Origin of the sequence: Gelidibacter sp. (assembly GCF_035515035.1) — a bacterium.
GTDB lineage: Bacteria > Bacteroidota > Bacteroidia > Flavobacteriales > Flavobacteriaceae > Gelidibacter.
Genome location: NZ_DATJCA010000109.1, coordinates 1 through 20458, shown reverse-complemented (window position 1 = coordinate 20458; position 20458 = coordinate 1). Strand labels below are relative to the sequence as shown.

The window sequence follows — 20458 nt, the reverse complement described above, 5'->3', positions numbered from 1 at the left end:
TTTATTTCAGTCAAATTTATGTAGTATTGCAGACTCCAAAATGCAAATTTTCTATCATGATCAAACGTACCAAAACCTCCATTTCAAAAGCGATCCTCCATAAGGTTGGCAATAAATTTAACAGCACTAAAAACGCGTTTTCCGAACAGGAATTGGACTTTGATGAAGTAAGTTACGACCTGATGCTGGGCTATCTCCTCCGCCCTTTTGGCAGTTTGGTTGAGAGCTATCGGTTCAATCACCACTCTAACATCAACCTCAACGAAATCAACACCTACGCCACCCAATTATTTGCTGACGAAAGCAATTTTATAGAAATCTCAAAACACGTGGTCACCCATTTGTTTGAACAGAGCAATTCTGCACAAATAAAAACGGGAGATGTGTTGGTTTGTATTTTTGAAGACATTCAATATGATGACATGTTCGTCAAGGCAATTGGCATCTTCAAGATTGAAAACAGAGCAGAATTCTTCCAAACTTATCTTGAAAATAACAGTTACGATCTAATCACCCAAAAGGGCATCCCTACCAAAAAAGTGGACAAAGGTTGCCTTATCTTAAATACTTCAGATACCGAAGGAAATATCATTCTAAGTGTTGACAACAATTCTTACGACACCCAATATTGGATCAAACACTTTCTTAACATTAAGTATCCGGATGACCATAACCAACATACCAAAAATTACATTGAACTCTGCAGAGATTTTTCAGAAGACGTATTAAAACCAAGTTTAGGACTTCAGGAAAAAAGCTCGTTTTTAGCAAAAACCGTTGATTATTTTAAGGAAAATGAAGTGATCAACGTCGAAAACTTTAAAGATGATGTCTTTGATGACGACAAGTACAAAGAGCTTTTTGACGATTATAAAAAAGGTTTTGAAACCGATCATGCCGTCATCATCCGCAACCAGTTTGATGTATCAGAAAGTGTCCTGAAAAAGCAAAAACAGAAGATTAAAACGGAAATCAAGTTAGACACCAACATCCAAATCAAATTAGATGTTGAGGCACCGGATGCTTCCGCTGAATATTTGGAACGCGGCTATGATGATGTGAAGAAAATGCACTATTACAAGGTGTTTTTTAATGAGGAAAGCTAGTGGGAATTACGATTCAGGATTGAAAGTTCAAGATTCTAGATTCTAGACTTTATAAAAACAAATTTCTGAAAACTCCTCTATTCAGACGCATCCCCTTTAATATCTTCAATCTCAGAATGTCGATGGGCATATTTATGGATGCTGATTAACTTATTAAGGTAGAAAGCTTCAAAAACGGTCCATGCACCAGCGGTAAACATTGGCAGAATTACGATCAACAAAATAAGCGAACTTTTTTTAGTTGGAAATGCATACATGAGGTAGACAAAATAAAAAGAAAGCAGGATATAAACGATTCCGAAACCAATATCAAGAATCCAAAATATTCGATCCACACTTGGTAAACCCTCTTTCTTTTTAAGCAGTTTATAAAAGTTTTTGGTTTTAAAATGAAAAATAAAACTACCAACACCCAAAGCTGTCATCCCAATTGGAATCCACATTGAGGTTTCAAATTTCAGTTCTTCAAACATCAAGATATAGGAAATTAGTCCTCCAGGAAATAGCGCCAAGGGCACGATTAAAACCATTAAAATGATCTTTTGGAGGTGTCCCATATTTAAAATACGCTCTTTTGATAACGAGGCACGGCATCAAACAGATTCATAAAATGCTTGACGAGTTTTTCCTTTAGCTCAGATTCGTCCACTTTATCCACACCAAGTTCCACATTCAATGTTGTAACAGCTTTCCCGCGGATCCCACACGGAATGATATTGTCAAAATAGCCCAAATCGGCATTGACGTTCAATGCAAATCCATGCATCGTCACCCATCTGCTTGCTCTTACGCCCATGGCACAGATCTTCCGTGCAAACGGTGTTCCCACACCCAACCAAACCCCGGTTTCTCCCGGACTTCGTTCTGCTTTCAGTCCATATTCCATTAAGGTCAAGATGATCATTTCTTCCAGTAATCGTAAATATTTATGTATATCTGTGAAAAAATTCTCCAAATCTAGAATTGGGTAGCCCACAATTTGCCCAGGACCGTGATAGGTAATATCCCCTCCCCTATTTATTTTATAAAAGGTCGCCCCTTTTTGGGTGAGCTGCTCCTCAGTCAATAAAAGATGGGAAAAATCGCCGCTTTTACCCAAGGTATAAACATGCGGATGCTCCACAAATAGAAAATAATTTTGTGTTTCTAAACTGGAATCTTCCCTTCTATTCTTGATTTTTGTATCTATAACAGACTTGAACAATCCTTCTTGATAATCCCAAGTCGCTTTATAGTCATTATGGCCTAAATCCTGAATTTCTACTATTTTATTCATGCCTACAAATTTAAACTATTTTGGATGGATGATGGGTAACGGATCATCAAAAAAGATGTTCCAAATGGATTTGTCGATTCCCATCTCACGGGACATCGTCCCTCAAAGAACAACGAATAAAGCTCAAAACTTGCGATTTTAGAACGGGTCAGACGGAACCTACAAGATAGGTATAGCGTATATACTCCATAGATACTCCATAGATACTCCATAGATACTCCATAGATACTCCATAGATACTCCATAGATACTCCATAGATACTCCATAGATAGTGTATGGTTAGTGTATAGATGATGTATGGATATGAACTTTGAATTATAAGGTCCATCAGAGTTTTTTTCAAATAGCAAAGATGGAAAAGCTAACCAAGCCAGAAGTATCTCAAAAACGAACGATAATCGTTGACTGAGACCGAGACCGAGACTGAAGTCTGCCAACTGAAGACTGAAGACTGAAGAATCCCAACTAAAAACTACCGCTTCGGATTGTTCAAGATCACCAATGCCGCTATGACTCCAGGAACCCAACCACAAAGCCATAATAAAAAGACAATAATGATAGAGCCGCACCCCCGGTCAAGGACAGCCAAGGGCGGGCAAATAATAGAAAGAATGACCCTCCAAATACTCATGATTTAATGATTTTTGATGATTGATAAACCCACCGTTCAGTTGGTGTGCTATATAAGACATATAAAGCTTCAATTTGTTACGCTATCGGACATAAAAAGAAGCAATTTTTAAAACTGAACATAAGGCAAAATCATTAAAAAACTGAAATGCAACTCCAAAATTCTATGATTTCAACTTTAAAGAAAAGTAATCCTTTAATAATATAGCAAAAACCCAATCTATCCTTGAAACTAGATCGTTTATTTTTCAAAAAAGTGTAATTTTGCACATTAAAATTTAACAGCATGCAACTTTCAGAACAAGAACTCATTCGAAGAGAAAAATTAGTCACATTACGTGAGATGGGTATCAATCCTTATCCCGCCGATTTATATCCTGTTGACCACACGTCCAAACAGGTAAAAGAGCAGTTTGAAGAAGGCAAGAAAGTTGTCATCGCTGGCCGATTGATGTCCATGAGAGTTCAAGGGAAGGCGAGCTTTGCCCAGATACAAGATTCTGAAGGAAAAATCCAGGTATATTTTAACCGCGATGAAATCTGTCCTGGTGATGATAAAACCCTATACAATGAGGTATTTAAAAAACTATTGGATTTTGGTGATTTCATCGGGATTGAAGGCGAATTATTTACCACTCAAGTTGGGGAAAAAACGGTAAAAGTCAAGAACTTCACCTTACTGAGCAAATCCTTAAAACCTTTGCCTCTGCCTAAGGAAAAAGATGGCGTGATCTATGATGCCTTTACAGATCCTGAGCAACGCTATAGACAGCGTTATGCCGATTTGGTGGTCAATCCAAATGTCAAAAAAGTATTTATAAAACGCACCAAACTATATAACGCCATGCGTCAGTTTTTTAATGACGCTGGCTATTTTGAAGTGGAAACGCCTGTTTTACAACCCATTCCTGGTGGTGCAGCGGCGCGTCCATTTGTAACGCACCACAACAGTTTGGACATTCCGCTATACATGCGAATTGCCAATGAACTTTACTTAAAACGCCTTATCGTAGGGGGTTTTGACGGGGTATATGAGTTTTCAAAAAACTTCAGGAATGAAGGTATGGACCGCACGCATAATCCAGAGTTTACAGCAATGGAGATTTACGTGTCCTACAAAGATTATAATTGGATGATGCACTTCTGTGAGGAATTGTTGGAGCATTGTGCCATAGCCGTAAACGGCACTACCGAAGCTACTTTTGGAGAGCATAAAATCGACTTTAAAGCACCGTATGCTCGGGTCACCATGACGGATTCCATTAAGCATTTTACAGGTTTTGATATTACCGGAAAATCGGAAGATGAGATCAGAAAAGCAGCTCAAGAAATGGGCATTGCAGTGGATGACACCATGGGGAAAGGTAAATTGATAGATGAGATTTTTGGTGAAAAGTGCGAAGCCAACTATATCCAACCGACATTCATCACAGATTACCCAAAAGAAATGAGCCCTTTATGCAAAGAACATCGCGATAATCCAGAACTTACAGAACGTTTTGAATTGATGGTTTGCGGTAAGGAAATTGCGAACGCTTATTCTGAATTGAATGATCCTATTGACCAACGTGAGCGTTTTGAACATCAAATGGAACTGGCTCAAAAAGGAGATGACGAAGCTACTGAGATGATTGATTATGATTTCTTAAGGGCTTTAGAATACGGAATGCCTCCAACATCAGGAATGGGCATTGGTATGGACCGTCTTATTATGTTTTTGACCAATAACCAATCCATACAGGAAGTATTGTTCTTTCCACAAATGAAACCAGAAAAGAAAGCCGTAGCCATGACGGACGACGAAAAAGCTGTACTTAGCCTTCTAAAGTCCAACGCTCCCATCGCTTTAAATACGCTGAAAGAGCAATCAGGATTGAGCAACAAAAAATGGGACGCAACAATAAAAGGTTTGACAAAAAATAAGTTGGCCAAAGTGGACAAAACCGATGCTGGTTTATTTGTAGACATCATTTAATGCCATCATGAAAGTTTTTAGAATATTTAGAGCATGTGCCTTGATTGCATATGCTCTTTTATTACTAATCCATTTCATCTTAAAGGATCATTTTCAACCGCTACAGATATTCTTTTACGCCTTTCCACTCCCAATTCTAATTTTTATTGGATGCGTTATTACGGTATTCTATTACAGATCTAAAGCATATTTCACATTTTTCATTTGGCTGACTATAGGGCTGACCGGCATTTGGCTGAACAATGCTTATGTGTTTCCAAGAGCAATTGAAATCCCTGAGGATGCAACTTCTGTAATATTTTGGAATGCTGCCAATAGAGCGACACTTCCTATGGCTATCCTTACAGAAAACATCAAAAAAATTCAGCCTGATATCATCGCTCTTTCCGAAACTGAACACGCATCTGAAGCGGATATCCAACAACTCGCAATAGCGTTCCCTGCTTATGAATTTCGAATCCTTGAAGGTGAGATGATGCTTGGAGTTAGGGGGAAGATTAAGAACATAACTTATGTGCTTGAAGAACATAGTTATGATATAAATTTTGTGGAAATGCAACTACATAATGGCCCATTATTACTTGCTTTTACCGACACTTTTCAAAGTCCAACAATGGATAAGCGTAAAACCTTAGAAACGGTACTACAGTTAATTTCAGAAAGAAAATCAGATCTTATTGTTGGCGATTTCAACACGCCCTATGAAAGCGTTCATTTCAGGAATTTTGAAACCGACTATACAAGTTTTCATGAATACGCACAAGGATTTACTGCAACCTGGCCCTTTGGTATTCCTTTACTAGAAATTGACCAAATTTATACTGCCAAAACGCTAACCCCCATCCTACTCCAAAAATTTTATTACAAAGTCTCTGATCACGCCATGCTTGTGGGTTATTTTAAATGATCTTTTCAGTATATACCTTTCCCATTTTTTTTCTGAATCTATTTCGATTATTCCCGATTAGAAGTCGGCTATGAACTTCTGGATTAAATCACTTATTTCTTTCTCTGACCATTATTGCCAAACACACAGAGCATTAATCTTCAATACTTTATAAACATGACGCAAGCCCTCTCATTTTAATTCGAACAAACTCTACATTCAAATAGTTAAATAAATACTAAAGTTATTCGCAACACCCTATGAATGTTACCTATTCCGTATTTTCACTTTTTTAAATTTTAAAACTCCTAACATTTTGAAAAAAGTTTCCCTAAGTGTGATGTTTCTGGCGTCGCTCTTTTTAGTTGTGTCCTGTTCAACTACCAAGAAAGCTTCCCAACCATCAACTCCCCCTAGCGCCAATTCAGATGCCGCAAAAAAGCCTGGAAAAAATGACATCCAGCCGTACAACAAGGTCATTACCAAAGATGCCGTAAGCGATCCCGGATTGTTTACCGTACACAAGGTAGACGAATCCTATTTTTATGAAATTCCCGATTCTTTATTTGAGCGTGAAATGCTCAAGGTTACTCGTATTGCCAAAACGGCCAGTGGTCTAGGATTTGGTGGTGGAAAGCAAGACGAGCAGGTTTTACGCTGGCAGAAAAAAGACAAAAGAGTATTACTTCGTATGGTTTCACACAACGTGGTTGCCAATGATACCCTTCCTGTCCATGAAGCGGTGATAAACTCCAACTTTGAACCAGTGCTTTTTAGCTTTCCAATAAAAGCGTTTGGCAAAGATTCTTTGACCACGGTTATTGATGTGACCGATTTATTTAGTAAAGATGTGAAACCTTTAGGTTTACCGGAGCGAAGCAGAAAGCAATATAAAGTTACGCGTTTGGATCCGGATCTTTCATACATCGAAAGTATAAAAAGCTACCCTTTAAATATTGAGACACGCCATGTAAAAACTTACAATGCCGGTGAACCGCCTTCCAATGCAACAAGTGGTGCTATTTCTATAGAACTGAACAACTCAATGGTACTCTTGCCAAAAGAACCAATGAAACGTAGAATTTTTGATCAACGCGTAGGTTGGTTTACAAGTGGCCAAATTGATTACGGTTTAGATGCCCATGAAAGCAAAAAAGTCACTTATTTGGACCGATGGCGTCTTGAAGTGAAAGATGAAGACATTGAGAAATTTAAGCGCGGCGAACTGGTCGAACCTAAAAAGCAAATCGTTTACTATATAGATAGAGCGACTCCAGAACAATGGCGTAAATACATCAAACAGGGCATTGAAGATTGGCAAGTGGCCTTTGAAGCTGCAGGTTTTAAGAACGCAATTATCGCCAAAGATCCACCAAGTATTGAAGAGGATCCAGAATGGAGTCCTGAAGATGCGCGTTACTCTGTAGTGCGTTATCTAGCATCCCCAATCCCAAATGCCAATGGGCCTCACGTAAGCGATCCAAGAAGTGGGGAAATTTTAGAAAGTGATATCAACTGGTATCATAATGTCATGACCTTATTGCGCAACTGGTTCTTCGTACAAACAGCGGCCATCAATCCTGAAGCACAAAGTGTGAGATTTAAGGATGAAATCATGGGAAGATTGATCCGTTTTGTGTCTTCGCACGAAGTTGGGCACACTTTAGGCTTACCTCATAATATGGGAAGTAGTTCCGCTTACAAAGTGAACGACTTGCGTGATCCAGAATTCACTAAAAAATATGGAACTGCACCATCCATTATGGATTACGCACGTTTCAACTATATCGCACAACCTGGTGATGAAGGAGTTGCCTTAATGCCAAACATTGGTATTTATGATAAATATGCTATTGCCTGGGGTTACCGTCCAATTTTGGATGCCAAAACACCAGAAGATGAAAAGAAAACTTTAGACAGCTGGATTCTTAAACATGCTGGAGATCCAATGTACCGTTTTGGAAAACAACAAAGTGGTGGCGTTATTGACCCTAGTTCTCAAACTGAAGATTTAGGTGATGATGCCATGAAAGCGAGTGCTTACGGCATTGCCAATTTAAAACGCATCGTTCCAAACCTTATTAAATGGACTGCAGAAGATGGAAAGGATTATAGCGACTTAGGTACGATGTATGGCGAATTATTAGGCCAGTACAACCGTTATATGGGACACGTTACCGCCAACATTGGTGGTGTTTATGAAATCTATAAAACCTACGATCAAGAAGGGGCTGTCTACACACCAGTGGATAAAGCCAAACAGAAAGAAGCCTTGCAATTCCTTCAAAAAGAATTGTTTGCCACTCCAGAATGGCTTTTGGACAACGATATTTTCAATAGAATTGAATTTGATGGTAGCTTAGAGCGCATCCGCAGCACCCAAACCAGAACACTTGATAATATTCTTGATTTCGGAAGAATGCAACGTATGAGCGAAAATGAGACGATCAACGGGAAAGACGCTTATGGTTTACTAGCCATGATGCAAGATTTACGTAAAGGTATTTTCAGTGAGCTGAACACCGGAAAATCGATAGACGCCTACAGGAGAAACCTTCAACGTGGCTATATTGATCGTATGGGCTACTTAATGACTAAAGAACAAACGCCAGTACCAGCCAATTTCAGACGTTTTGTTTCAAGAACCAACGTAGATGTAAGTCAATCTGATATCAGGGCCATCACAAGAGCAGAACTGAAAACTTTGGAAAGCACAATCAAATCTGGATTGGCCAGAACCAATGACACCATGAGTAGAATCCATTTAAACGATGCTCTACAAAGGATTGATGCCATTTTAAATCCGAAGAGTTAAACTCTTAATAAGTAATAAATATTAAAATGCTTCAGGAAATTCTTGGAGCATTTTTTTGTTTAGAAATGGCGTACTAAACAGATGGCTAAAGCTTACAGTGTCCTACTTCTTTTTAACATATTCTGCAATGGGAACATGATTGATAAAAACATTATCAAGCACCGCTTTCCCATGTAAAACATAAACCACAGCATACGTATTATTCGGTAAAGAATCTCGTTGCGCTTCAAAATAGGCCAACTCGGCATCATAAGCCTTGGTTTCATTCATATAAAACGTATCAAAAGGGAAGGAGAAATGCACTATTTTATCCTGCAAGTCATACCAATCGACTTTTGCCTTTATAAAATTTGAGTCCTCTACCAGTTCTCTAGAAATCGCATCAACCTTAGCAAAACCTAAAGAATCGGTTCCAAGGCCCACATAAATTGGGGTCCCAAAACTCCAGGTGGAATCCTTGGACGGTGCTGTATTAGCCTCAAAATTTAATCGAATGTATTTTCCTTTAAAGGGATCGGAGGGATCGACAGGTTGCGTCTTGAATTTATAAGGAACTCCTTTGGAGAGGACCTTGTTTTGATCAAAAATTAATTGGGCAGGAACAAAAATTTGCGCCACGACCACTACTAAAAACATTAAAAAGATATAGATTGTTTTCATTATTTAGCTTTTAATTTACAGACTTATTCCTCCTTTTTAGCATGATATAATTACTCAAAAAGAATCCAATTCCGACACCAACAAATAGAAGTCCCCTGATGATATAACTCATATCCGTATCGAAAAACCGACATACAATTAATGCTGTGATAATGAGCAATCCATAATTGAGAATTCCGAAATGGGATTTATCCGTTCCTAATTTTATAGTCATTAATCCTAACAGCAAGACCAAGATATTGACTAATATCGTGGCGGTCAATCCATGTACCATTCCAACAAAAAACAGTATGGTAAAGAGAACAAACGCATAATGATAAAGGTTGGAACGATCTATTCCTCGTCGTTTATCAACATAAATCAAAATTCCCAAAGCGATACAGAACAATAGCGCTGCCATGAAAAACTCTGGTGACGAAAACAATGAAGCCTGCCTATCAAAGTTCCAAACATCGATAAAACTTAGGATCATAAGCGTTACAACCGTTCCGACGGAGCCTAATATCAAATACCCATTCCACCTCAACTTATGACCTTTAAAGAAAGTAAGCTTTCCTATATTATAAAAAATTCCAAACAGTACAATATACATCAGGTAACCTAACTCCCCATTTTCCTTCAAAAATGCACCTAAAGTTAGGACTAAACTCAATGGAACTAACCAGTTAAAAATGGAGACCATCTGAGCTTGTGGTCTACGGCTTATCATTTGAAAATAATAAGGCAATAAAAAGCCCAATACTAGCAGATACCACCAAGGCACTTCTGCCAGTCCATTAAAACCATATCCAAGACTAACTGCGTAAACTGTTGAAAACACAAGGTGGAGGATGGCCACAGCGTTAGATTTAAGAAGGTACACCAATGGCATGCAAAGTAATATCCAAGTTAACATATAGGTACTTAAGTCTCCCGGAATGTTATAAATCTGACTGACTAGTGCTATACTTGATCCCACTGCAAAAAAAAGAAAGGTTCCTGCCGCTTCCCTCCAAGTAGTGCTTTTACTTTTTAAAATAGTGAACCCTGCGACAACTTGCCCTATCAGCAATGGCAAAAATGCGAATATCGTTTTTAAGGATCTTGGGAAATCCTCCCAATTATGAGCCACTATCAATATGATACCCAAGCCCACCAACAATGCGCCCATCACCCCAAAAAGGGTAAACAGTTTATTTGGCGAATCGGTCTGCTGAACATCGTAAAATTCACGAATCTTCAACGCTACTTCTTCCGATATTACATTATTCTTGACCAACTCGGGCAATGCCTCAATAACCTTTGTTTTCATCTTTTCTGATTTTCAGCTTAAATGTACTTATTAAAATGGTTAGAGTGTTTTAATGGAACTTAAAAATGGTCCATGGAAGGCTCCCTCAAACGTGTCGATTTCTCTACGAAGATAGTGGTCAAAAATCATGCATGATGGTCTCATTTTAAACCTTTTCAAGTTTCTTCAGTCCTAGTAGTACACCTTAAAAATAAAAATATTATGAAAAAATTGATCATGATTATAATTGCCTTTGCAACCCTTCAAGTTTCTGCACAAGAGCAAAAGAGAGAAATGAAGAAGCAGCACATGACTTCTAAAATGGAATATTCACCAGAAGAAATGGCGCAACTCCAAACTAAGAAAATGACTTTAAAACTCGATTTGGACGCCAAACAACAAAATGAAGTGTCGGCGTTACTGTTGGAACAGGCAAAATTAAGACAAAGTAAAAAAGATGCGTTTTCAGATTCTAAAGCTAAAGAGGAAAAGAAGACGTTTTCAAAAGAGGAACGTTTCAAAATGGCTAACGCTAGATTGGACCGCCAAATTGAAATGAAGAAAAAGATGAAAGGCATTTTATCTCCAGAACAATATGATAAATGGAGTAAAATGAACGAAGGACGCAACCGTCATGGCAAAAATCACAACATGCGCTCTAGCCATAAAAAAGATGGAATGTCTCCACAAAAAAGAAAGCAATAATTAATAATTGCAATTTTTAGATAATAAAAAAGGGAATTTCTCAGTTGAAATTCCCTTTTTTAATTCTATGATATAAATGAAGCTTAAAGATTCTTACTGACCGTATCTACCGCCTTAATTGTGGCATCCAAGTCCTCATAACTCAAGGCATCAGATATAAACCAGGTTTCAAAAGCACTTGGGGCAATATAAACACCTTCTTTTAGCATGCCGTGAAAGAAGTGCTTAAAGGTTTCATTATTTGCTTTTGCAGCAGTTTCAAAATCATACACCTCATGCGCATCAAAATGAATAGAAATCATGGACCCCATTCGGTTGATGGTATGCTTCACCTGATGGTCTTGAAGTGCTTTCGCAATCCCGCGATGTAAATATTCTGTTTTATCCCCTAGGCGACCAAAAACCGATCTATCGTTATCCAAATGTTGCAACATGGCTAAACCTGCCGCCATGGCCAATGGATTGCCACTTAAAGTTCCTGCTTGATATACAGGGCCAAGTGGCGCCAAATAATCCATGATTTCATTTCTTGCCGCAAAAGCACCAACAGGTAAACCGCCGCCAATCACTTTTCCAAAACAAACGATATCGGCATTGACATTATATAATTCCTGAGCTCCGCCTGCAGCCAATCTAAATCCGGTCATGACCTCATCAAAAATCAACAGTATATCATGTTGATCACATAAGGCTCTTAACTTCTGTAAAAAATCATCTTTCGGCGGTATACAGCCCATATTTCCTGCAACAGGTTCAATAATGATACAGGCTATTTCACCTTTATTTGCTTCCACTAATTCGGTTACATTAGCAATATCATTGAACTTTGCCAAAAGCGTGTCTTTTGCAGTGCCTTGGGTCACCCCTGGACTGTTTGGGGTGCCAAATGTAACGGCACCTGATCCGGCAGCTATTAAAAACGCATCACTATGCCCATGATAGCACCCTGCAAACTTGATGATTTTATCTTTTTTGGTAAACCCTCGTGCCAACCTTACTGAGCTCATACACGCTTCAGTTCCTGAATTTACGAATCTTATCTTATCGATATTGGGTACCATAGAAATCGCCAATTGTGCAATCTCTGTTTCTATGGCTGTGGGCATTCCAAACGACGTCCCTTGTTTTGCCTTTTCAATAACGGCGTCCACTACAGGATCAAAAGCATGACCAAGAATCATCGGTCCCCATGAGTTGATATAATCAATATAGGTATTCCCGTCTTCGTCATAGACATAGGCCCCTTTTGCCGATTTTGCGAAAATTGGGGTACCGCCTACGGCTCCAAATGCTCTAACGGGCGAATTGACACCACCTGGAATAACTTTTTCTGCTTCTTTAAATAAACTACTACTGCGTTGATATAACATGAACTAATTAGCTTTTATAATGAGTATTTGACCTACTTGTAAATCATTGTTGCGCATTCCGTTCAATTTTTGTAATTCGTTAACGGAAAGATTATAACGTTTTGAAAGGGAATACATCGTATCTCCTTGAACTACCTTATGGGTCATTTGAGATGCAACTTCCGTCCTTCTCGGTTTTGACGTGGTTGTTCCTAGAACTTCTTGATCAAATTTATATAGCTGAAAACGCTCAATCAAAGTGATCAATTTATCCGGATATTTTCTATCGGTGGCATATCCTGCCGCTCTTAAGCCTTTTGCCCAACCCTGATAATCATCAATATCCAATTGGAACAATTTTGAATATCGCCCACGGGATGTTAAAAACTCAGAGTGGTCTTCAAAAGATTGTTCGGCATATTTGTATTTTCTAAAGCATTCCTGCGAGGCATCATCATCATGATGGATTCTTTCACCTGTCCAATCATGGCATTTAATCCCAAAATGATTATTGCCCTCAATGGCCAATCGCCCTCTTCCAGAACCGGACTCTAAAATGCCCTGTGCCAAAGTAATACTCGCCGGAATTTTGTGCGTGCGCATATTATTCTTGGCAATTTCACTATAAGTAGCAATATAGATTTCATTGACATTTAAGTTCCCCGACGGCTTAGGTGTAGTGACCACAGGAGCGACATCTTGCGCCTTATCGTCAGATGGACTGGTAGTGCGCCCATCTCTAACAACCCGTTCGGTCCTAGCTTTAGCATTTTTCTTTTTAGTGACAATGCGTTTTTTTCCCCCGCAACTTGCAAGGGTCAACGCCAATATCAAAACCATCAATAATCTCAGACTAAATTTCATAGATAAATTAACTAATTAAAGGCCATTTCTTTTTTCTCAATAAATCATTCATTCCAGAAACACCTTGTAAACCACCTGTATGAATGACCAGTATTTTGGATTTCTCCGGAAAATACGCTTTCTTCAATAAATCCATTACCCCAAACAGTAACTTCCCAGTATAAATAGGATCCAAACGGATGTTATGTGCTCTCTTAAATTGATTCATAAAACCGATTAATTCGGGATTTATTTTAGCATAGCCGCCAAAATGGTAATCAGAGATGAGTTGCCAGTTTGAATTTTCAGCAAATTTACTAATTTCTTCTTGCAAAAAATCACCTTTTAAGGCAGGAAAACCCATAATCTTCTGATGTGGTTTTGAAGCATTGATGATTCCAGACAGCGTTCCTCCAGTGCCAACAGAACAACAGATATAATCAAATTCAGAATCCGCATCTGATAGAATTTCCTCGCAGCCTTTAATGGCCAATTCATTGGTGCCTCCTTCGGGAATTAAATAAAAATCACCAAACTCACTTTTTAAATTCTGAATAAAGTCTGAAGAAATTTTATTCCTAAATTCCTCTCTGGTGATAAACTTAAACGTCATACCACAATTTCGAGCAAATTTTAAAGTGTGATTAGCATCTACCTTATTCACTAACTCCTCGCCTCTTATAACCCCAATCGTCTCGAAACCTAATTCTCTTCCCACTGCTGCAACAGCAGCAATATGATTTGAAAAAGCACCTCCAAAAGTCAATAAAACAGGTCTTCCTTCAGATTTTGCCTGTTCTAAATTGTATTTTAATTTTCGATATTTATTACCTGAAACATAGGGATGGATGAGATCCTCCCTTTTGATACTGACAAGATGCTTATAATTTGGACCTAAATTTAAGCGTTGATTTTTTGAAAGATGCTCTTGAAAATTCATGGGCTCAAAGATATTTCAAAAAGTTCCAAATTGGACGTTTCTTTAGATATTCTAAGTCCGTTTCATTTCCATAGGCCTCTCGTTCAAAGGAAATATTGTGATACGCTTTATGCCAATTCTTAAAATAAACATATCGCACTAAAAATTCAAGACCATACCAGATAAAAAAAGGGAGGATTAAAAGTTCTACCTGTTGTTTCAGATGAATGCGTTCATGGTTTACAAAAACTTGATTAAGTTTGAGGTAGGCGTACTTTACAAACACGAAAGGAAACAGGGCAATCCCTGTAAACCCATTAGGAACGATATATTTTGAGACCAGTATCATGAATTAAGCTTAAAAAACCGCTGGACTTTCTATATTTAGGTCCGAAACTTGGATCTTGAGTCAAGGAATTTTTTCTCGAATTTACACTATCTTTGTAATACTATGAAGAAAATTGTGCCTCTAGAAGAAGGCGATTATTATTTGACCCCAGAAGGTTACCGTTGTTTTACGGCCCAATATCTACTCAAGCGTGGTTATTGTTGCGAAAGTGGCTGTAGACACTGTCCTTATGGTTTTGACAAGAAAAAATTAAAAACTAACTAATGCAAAGTACTTCGATTTCTTTTAAGGATCAAATTTTAGAGGGCATCCCAAGCGTTTTACCTCCAGCAAAACCTTATGATGAGACCATCAATCATGCGCCAAAACGAAAAGACATTTTATCTGATGAAGAAAAAAAGTTGGCTTTGCAAAATGCTCTACGGTATTTTGATCCCAGTCAGCATGCGGAATTACTTCCAGAATTTAAGCAGGAATTAGAGACCTACGGCAGAATTTACATGTACCGTTTGCGTCCGGATTACAAAATGTACGCCAGACCTTTAGATGACTATCCAGCCAAATCCAAACAAGCAGCGGCCATTATGTTGATGATTCAGAATAATTTGGATTATGCCGTGGCACAACACCCCCACGAACTCATTACTTATGGCGGCAATGGGGCTGTGTTTTCCAATTGGGCACAGTACCGATTGACCATGAAGTATTTAGCTGAAATGACTGATGAACAAACCTTGACCATGTACTCCGGACATCCTATGGGCTTGTTTCCAAGTCACAAGGAAGCACCTAGAGTTGTAGTGACCAATGGCATGATGATCCCAAATTACTCCAAACCCGACGACTGGGAGAAATTCAATGCTTTGGGCGTAACGCAATACGGACAGATGACTGCGGGAAGTTATATGTATATCGGTCCGCAGGGCATCGTTCACGGCACGACCATAACCGTTCTGAACGGATTCAGAAAAATAAATAAATCGCCAAAAGGCAACTTGTTTGTCACCTCAGGCTTGGGCGGCATGTCTGGGGCGCAACCAAAAGCGGGATCCATTGCCGGTTGTATTACGGTTTGTGCTGAAGTCAACCCAAAAATCACACAAGTACGCTTGGATCAAGGTTGGGTTGACGAAAAGATTTCAGATTTAGATCAATTGGTCCATAGAGTTAAACAAGCGAAAGCCGATCAGGAAACTGTTTCTATTGCCTATTTAGGAAATATCGTTGATGTCTGGGAAAAATTTGACCAAGAACACATCCATATCGACTTAGGCAGTGACCAAACCTCACTTCACAATCCTTGGGCGGGAGGTTATTATCCTGTTGATATTTCTTTTGAAGATGCCAACGAGATGATGGCGAATAATCCGAAGCTCTTCAAGGAAAAAGTTCAGGAGACCTTGCGACGTCATGCGAGAGCAATAAACAAACACACTGAAAAAGGCACTTATTTCTTTGATTATGGAAATGCTTTTCTCTTGGAAGCGTCGCGCGCAGGCGCCGATGTAATGGCCGACAAACCCACTTTAGGACGCGAATTCAAATTCCCAAGTTATGTACAAGATATTATGGGACCTATGTGTTTTGATTATGGCTTTGGACCTTTCCGCTGGGTTTGCACCTCAGGAAAGCCAGAAGATTTAGCCAAAACCGATCGAATTGCCTGTATGGTTTTGGAAGACATAAAGACCAATTCTCCTGAAAAAATCCAACAGCAAATGACCGATAATATCAAATGGATAAAAGGCGCACAAGAAAACAAGTTAGTAGTAGGCTCTCAGGCCAGAATCTTATATGCAGATGCTGAAGGACGCACAAAAATTGCTAAAGCGTTCAATGATGCCATTGCAAAAGGTGAAATCGGCTATGTGGTTTTAGGACGCGATCACCATGATGTTTCAGGTACCGATTCACCCTATCGGGAAACTTCAAATATTTATGATGGCTCGCGTTTTACCGCAGATATGGCCATCCAAAATGTTATAGGTGATAGCTTTAGAGGAGCCACATGGGTGAGCATTCATAACGGCGGTGGCGTTGGTTGGGGCGAGGTTATTAATGGCGGATTTGGTATGGTTCTTGATGGTACTAAGGACGCGGAAAGACGTTTAAAGTCCATGCTTTTCTGGGATGTCAACAATGGTATTTCAAGACGAAGTTGGGCAAGAAACGAGGAGGCGATTTTCGCCATAAAACGTGCCATGGAAGCTGAGCCAAATTTAAAAGTAACGCTTCCCTATTTAGTGGACACTGATTTATTAAATTCTATATAACCCTAAATAAAAATGCTATGAATAAAATAGTAACGACAATAACAATGGTGCTTCTCCTAGCAGTAGCAACCTCATGCAGCTCAGTACAAGTTGCAGCCGATTATGACAAGAACGCGAATTTCAATACGTATAAAACCTTTGCTTTTTTCAAAACAGGCATTGACAAGGCAGAAATTAGTGATCTTGATAAACGTCGCATTTTAAGAGCTATAGAAAGCGAACTTATGGCGAAAGGTTTTACGAAATCTGAAAATCCAGATTTGTTGGTCAGTATTTTCACTAAATCCCGTGATAAAGTCAATGTTTACAACAACGCCTACGGTTACGGTCCTTATGGTTATGGTTGGGGATGGAGCCCATATTATTGGAACTCAGGATACAATTCAGTATCTACCTCTACAGAAGGTACATTATATGTGGATTTGATTGATGCCAATAAAAAAGAATTGGTATGGCAAGGTATGGGCGTTGGCTATTTATCACAACGCATGGATAAAAAAGAAGAACGCATCAAGGAATTTGTAGCCAAAATCATGGAGAAATATCCTCCGGGAGCACAAAAATAACATTAAGGAGTCATAAATTTCAAAAGCATCAATTTTAATTATTGATGCTTTTTTTGTGCATAAAAATCACAAGCAAAAGTAACCTTCCCTTCTAAAACCTTATCTTTGCCCCCTTTAAAGTGCAAAAAATCATGATGTTTAGCCAAACAAGAAAAAATTTCACCCAAAACCCAAAAAATGATATCCTTGCAGGTGTTACTGTATCATTAGCAATGATTCCTGAGGTTGTCGCTTTTGCTTTTGTGGCACAAATTGATCCATTGGTGGCCTTGTCCGGTGCATTTATAGTTGGATTGATTGCCGCAATTTTTGGTGGGCGGCCTGGATTAATTACGGGCGCTGCTGGTGCCGTAGCCGTTATTTTTGTAAATCTCATATCAGAAGGTCATTCTAAGGGCATGTTATTTGATACCCCTGTTGAAAATATGGGCTACTTTTATTTATTGGCGGCAGTTATTTTAATGGGACTCATTCAAATAGGCGCTGGTATTTTAAAATTAGGACGCTTTGTGCGATTGATTCCCCATTCCGTGATGATGGGATTTGTTAACGGATTGGCAATTGTAATATTTCTGGCACAGGTGCGTATGTTCTCTCACAAAGAATTAATAATTGGCGAGGATGGTTTAAAAAAATACATAAACATTCCGATGCAAGGTTCTGAATTATATATCATGCTTGGACTCGTCGGACTTACTATGGCCATTATTTGGTTGCTTCCCAAACTAACCACTAAAATCCCATCAGCTTTAATTGCAATAATCGTTACTAGTGGCGTGGTTATTTTTGGAGGCCTTGATGTTAGCACCGTTGGTTCATATATTATAGAAGGCGGTGGTGATGGTTTGAAAGGCGAATTCCCAACTCCCAATGCGGAGCTTTGGCAAAACCTACCCATCAATTTTGCGACCCTTAAATTCATTCTTCCTTATGCATTTTTAGCCGCTTCTGTGGGACTCATCGAATCCTTAATGACCATGAATTTGGTTGATGAGTTAACAGATACTCGAGGCAATGGCAATAGAGAATGTGTAGCACAAGGGGCCGGAAACATGGTAAGTGGTTTGTTTGGAGGCACAGGAGGTTGTGGCATGATTGGTCAAACCGTTATTAACATTAATGCTGGTGGTAGAGGACGTTTATCCGGAATAGCGATGGCCTTAACCTTATTAACATTCATTTTATTTACGGCTCAATATATTGAACAAGTACCCATTGCCGCGCTAGTAGGTGTCATGTTTATGATGGTTATTGAAACCTTTGCCTGGTCCAGTTTCAGGATTATTAGAAAAATTCCGGTTGCAGATGCGTTCGTACTTGTAACGGTATCAGCAGTGACGGTCATTTATGATCTTGCAATTGCTGTATTTATTGGAGTAATTCTATCGGCGCTTGTATTTGCATGGAAAAATGCAACAATGATTAGAGCACGCAAACGCCTAAAAGAAGATGGCACCAAGGTTTATGAAATATGGGGGCCTTTATTCTTTGGCTCCGTTCAAAATTTCAACAATAAATTTGATGTCAAGAACGACCCTCAAAATGTAATCATTGATTTTATTGAATCACGAGTCAGCGACCATTCTGCATTGGAAGCCATTTTTAATTTGGTGAATAAATATGAAACGGAAGGCAAAACAATTAAACTCAAACATTTAAGTGAAGATTGCAAAACATTGATGTACAAAGCGAGTCCTAAATTTAAGGAAGTAATCATTGACGACATTGACGACCCTCGTTACTATTTGGCAGCAGATCCGGAGAAATTCACCAAACCACTTTCTGAATATAAGCTATAAAAAAAGGCGACTCATTTGAGTCGCCTTTTATGTTAATGATCGAAATGATTAATTATCATTGTCTTTTTTATCTTTTATTTTGACTTCGCCATCATCATCAGTCTTGATTTTCACTTTTCTGTTTTCAGTTTCCATTTTGATTTTATCGCCATCTCGACTGACTTCTATGTCAGCGCCTTCATCCTTCATTTCGTTTATAATTTTTTCCTTCTCTGTTTCTTCTCTACAGGATGTCAATGAGAGGGTCATAAACAATGACATGAATGACATAAAAATTACTTTTTTCATAATACTCGTTTTAATGTTGGATGTAAAATTACCAAGTATAAGAAGCTCGAGTTAACTCTAATCAGTAATTAAGTAACTCATTTATTTTAGTCTTGACCTTTTCGGTACTCGGAATCATGGTCTCCTCCAATATGGAATTGAGGGGAATAGCGGGCATATTCTCGCTCCCAATGGTCATTACTGGAGCATCCAAAAATTTGAAACACTCTTCTTGAATTTTTCCTGCCAAGGCTCTCGCAAAAGAATTATTTGAAGGTTCTTCTGTAATCACAAGGCATTTTCCTGTTTTCTTAACGGATTTCATAATGGTTTCTTCATCCAAGGGGAATAAGGTTCTTAAATCAATGATTTCGATTTGATCTCGCATTCCCATTTCTCCCGACGCATTATATGCCCAATGCACGCCCATGCCGTAAGTCACAATCGTGATGGTTTCTTTGTCTTCTTGCTTCCAAATTTCTTGTAGCACCCACGCTTTTCCAAAGGGCAAAACATAGTCCTCAGCAGGCTCAACGGAGGTGGCCCCTTTCGTTCCTGGAACCTTGCTCCAATATAAACCCTTATGTTCTAAAATAACGACTGGATTTGGATCGTAATAGGCCGCTTTCATCAGCCCTTTTAAATCGGCGCCGTTACTTGGATATGCAATTTTAATTCCCCTGATATTGGTCACGATACTTTCCACTGAAGAAGAATGGTATGGGCCCCCACTGCCATAAGCACCAATCGGTACGCGCAGTATCATGCT

General features: G+C 38.8%; 20 protein-coding genes. 9 read left to right on the top strand and 11 right to left on the bottom strand.

All coding sequences use genetic code 11. The features are described 5' to 3' along the window. Nucleotides 1-56: 56 nt before the first annotated feature. Complete coding sequence (locus VLZ86_RS09160; RefSeq protein ID WP_325450559.1) at nt 57-1106, top strand: nucleoid-associated protein; 1050 nt, start codon at nt 57-59, stop codon at nt 1104-1106. A 77-nt stretch (nt 1107-1183) separates the two neighbouring features. Here the strand turns inward: VLZ86_RS09160 and VLZ86_RS09155 are convergent, their stop codons facing one another. The 3 genes from VLZ86_RS09155 to VLZ86_RS09145 all read right to left on the bottom strand — a co-directional run bounded on the left by VLZ86_RS09155 (nt 1184) and on the right by VLZ86_RS09145 (nt 3014). Beyond that, nucleotides 1184-1663 carry a hypothetical protein gene (locus VLZ86_RS09155; protein WP_325450557.1) on the bottom strand — a complete coding sequence of 160 codons (480 nt, stop codon included), beginning with the start codon at nt 1661-1663 and terminating at the stop codon, nt 1184-1186. Nucleotides 1664-1665: 2 nt separating this feature from the next. Then, nucleotides 1666-2382, bottom strand: a complete 717-nt coding sequence (gene lipB / locus VLZ86_RS09150) for a lipoyl(octanoyl) transferase LipB (protein WP_325450555.1) — start codon at nt 2380-2382, stop codon at nt 1666-1668. A 473-nt stretch (nt 2383-2855) separates the two neighbouring features. Continuing rightward, nucleotides 2856-3014, bottom strand: coding sequence for a YqaE/Pmp3 family membrane protein (locus VLZ86_RS09145; RefSeq protein ID WP_325450554.1), 159 nt, complete (start codon nt 3012-3014; stop codon nt 2856-2858). A gap of 285 nt (nt 3015-3299) precedes the next feature. On the opposite strand from VLZ86_RS09145, the gene lysS reads away from it, so the two are divergent. The 3 genes from lysS to VLZ86_RS09130 all read left to right on the top strand — a co-directional run bounded on the left by lysS (nt 3300) and on the right by VLZ86_RS09130 (nt 8689). Further along, nucleotides 3300-4988, top strand: a complete 1689-nt coding sequence (gene lysS, locus VLZ86_RS09140; RefSeq protein ID WP_325450552.1) for a lysine--tRNA ligase — start codon at nt 3300-3302, stop codon at nt 4986-4988. Between the two features lie 7 nt (nt 4989-4995). After that, nucleotides 4996-5895 (top strand): endonuclease/exonuclease/phosphatase family protein, encoded by a 900-nt coding sequence (locus VLZ86_RS09135; protein ID WP_325450550.1) that lies wholly within the window; start codon nt 4996-4998, stop codon nt 5893-5895. 319 nt (nt 5896-6214) lie between these two features. Then, nucleotides 6215-8689 carry a zinc-dependent metalloprotease gene (locus tag VLZ86_RS09130; RefSeq protein WP_325450577.1) on the top strand — a complete coding sequence of 825 codons (2475 nt, stop codon included), beginning with the start codon at nt 6215-6217 and terminating at the stop codon, nt 8687-8689. Between the two features lie 102 nt (nt 8690-8791). On the opposite strand, the gene VLZ86_RS09125 is transcribed toward VLZ86_RS09130, so the two are convergent. Continuing rightward, nucleotides 8792-9349, bottom strand: a complete 558-nt coding sequence (locus VLZ86_RS09125; RefSeq protein WP_325450548.1) for a GDYXXLXY domain-containing protein — start codon at nt 9347-9349, stop codon at nt 8792-8794. A 10-nt stretch (nt 9350-9359) separates the two neighbouring features. Then, complete coding sequence (locus VLZ86_RS09120; protein WP_325450546.1) at nt 9360-10640, bottom strand: DUF2157 domain-containing protein; 1281 nt, start codon at nt 10638-10640, stop codon at nt 9360-9362. Nucleotides 10641-10841: 201 nt separating this feature from the next. On the opposite strand from VLZ86_RS09120, the gene VLZ86_RS09115 reads away from it, so the two are divergent. After that, on the top strand, nt 10842-11324 hold the full coding sequence (locus tag VLZ86_RS09115) for a hypothetical protein (protein WP_325450544.1): 483 nt from the start codon (nt 10842-10844) through the stop codon (nt 11322-11324). An 83-nt stretch (nt 11325-11407) separates the two neighbouring features. Here the strand turns inward: VLZ86_RS09115 and hemL are convergent, their stop codons facing one another. The 4 genes from hemL to VLZ86_RS09095 are packed head-to-tail and all read right to left on the bottom strand — an operon-like array spanning nt 11408 to nt 14784. Next, the gene (gene hemL / locus VLZ86_RS09110) at nt 11408-12694 is read right to left on the bottom strand and encodes a glutamate-1-semialdehyde 2,1-aminomutase (RefSeq protein ID WP_325450542.1); all 1287 of its coding nucleotides are present in this window, start codon (nt 12692-12694) and stop codon (nt 11408-11410) included. Between the two features lie 3 nt (nt 12695-12697). After that, nucleotides 12698-13537: a glucosaminidase domain-containing protein gene (locus VLZ86_RS09105; RefSeq protein WP_325450540.1), complete on the bottom strand. Its 840-nt coding sequence runs from the start codon at nt 13535-13537 to the stop codon at nt 12698-12700. Between the two features lie 7 nt (nt 13538-13544). Next, complete coding sequence (locus tag VLZ86_RS09100; protein WP_325450538.1) at nt 13545-14456, bottom strand: 1-aminocyclopropane-1-carboxylate deaminase/D-cysteine desulfhydrase; 912 nt, start codon at nt 14454-14456, stop codon at nt 13545-13547. Between the two features lie 4 nt (nt 14457-14460). After that, entirely contained in the window at nt 14461-14784 is a 324-nt protein-coding gene (locus VLZ86_RS09095; protein ID WP_325450536.1) for a hypothetical protein, read from the bottom strand. Between the two features lie 102 nt (nt 14785-14886). Here VLZ86_RS09095 and VLZ86_RS09090 point away from each other — a divergent pair, with 102 nt between their 5' ends. The 4 genes from VLZ86_RS09090 to VLZ86_RS09075 all read left to right on the top strand — a co-directional run bounded on the left by VLZ86_RS09090 (nt 14887) and on the right by VLZ86_RS09075 (nt 19422). After that, nucleotides 14887-15048, top strand: coding sequence for a DUF5522 domain-containing protein (locus VLZ86_RS09090; protein WP_163517266.1), 162 nt, complete (start codon nt 14887-14889; stop codon nt 15046-15048). A gap of 14 nt (nt 15049-15062) precedes the next feature. Further along, nucleotides 15063-17057: a urocanate hydratase gene (locus VLZ86_RS09085; protein ID WP_325450575.1), complete on the top strand. Its 1995-nt coding sequence runs from the start codon at nt 15063-15065 to the stop codon at nt 17055-17057. Nucleotides 17058-17074: 17 nt separating this feature from the next. After that, nucleotides 17075-17623: a DUF4136 domain-containing protein gene (locus VLZ86_RS09080; protein ID WP_325450532.1), complete on the top strand. Its 549-nt coding sequence runs from the start codon at nt 17075-17077 to the stop codon at nt 17621-17623. 131 nt (nt 17624-17754) lie between these two features. Beyond that, a complete protein-coding gene (locus VLZ86_RS09075; RefSeq protein ID WP_325450530.1) occupies nt 17755-19422 on the top strand; it encodes a SulP family inorganic anion transporter in 1668 nt (555 codons plus the stop codon). Between the two features lie 48 nt (nt 19423-19470). Here VLZ86_RS09075 and VLZ86_RS09070 read toward each other — a convergent pair whose 3' ends face one another. Continuing rightward, nucleotides 19471-19710, bottom strand: coding sequence for a hypothetical protein (locus VLZ86_RS09070; protein WP_325450528.1), 240 nt, complete (start codon nt 19708-19710; stop codon nt 19471-19473). Nucleotides 19711-19771: 61 nt separating this feature from the next. Next, the coding region (locus VLZ86_RS09065) for an alpha-ketoacid dehydrogenase subunit beta (protein ID WP_325450526.1) at nt 19772-20458 on the bottom strand (687 nt) is incomplete at its 5' end.